Source organism: Haloferax sp. Atlit-4N, assembly GCF_003383025.1.
GTDB lineage: Archaea > Halobacteriota > Halobacteria > Halobacteriales > Haloferacaceae > Haloferax > Haloferax gibbonsii.
The window spans coordinates 1-449 of sequence record NZ_PSYY01000111.1; the positions used below are offsets into that span (position 1 = coordinate 1).

1 protein-coding gene is annotated in these 449 nt (G+C 63.7%); it reads left to right on the plus strand.

The genetic code is table 11. From position 1 onward, the window contains the following. On the plus strand, window positions 1–449 hold a 449-nt coding region (locus C5C07_RS21485), incomplete at both ends, for a hypothetical protein (protein WP_158546627.1).

Genomic DNA, 449 nt, shown 5'->3' on the forward strand with positions numbered 1-449 from the left:
GGCGGTCGTCGAAGACGACGTGGGGAACCGCGGCGATTCCGTCACAAATGACCAGACGCCGAAGGACACGACCGCTCCGGCGGTCGATTCCTTCACCGCGACCGAGACCGGCAGCCGAACGTTCACTGTGACACTCGAAGCGACAGAGCAGACCTCGATTCAAGCGAGTGACGTGACACTGGGCGTGTCCGGACCCGGCACTGTCGAAAACGTCGAGCAGTTGAACCTCGACAACAGCGGCTCGTCGTTTACCTACAGAGTCAAGTACACCGTGAGCCAGCCCGGCGAATACACGGTCACGCTGTCGGAGCTGACGGACGCGTACGGTAACGACGGCGCGACCGGCCAGACCGCGACCGTGGCGCTGGGCGACGCGGCTGACTTTGTCAGGTACACCGGCGACGCAGAGACGTTCGGTGGTGACGGCTCTGGTGTCGCGCTGTCCATTG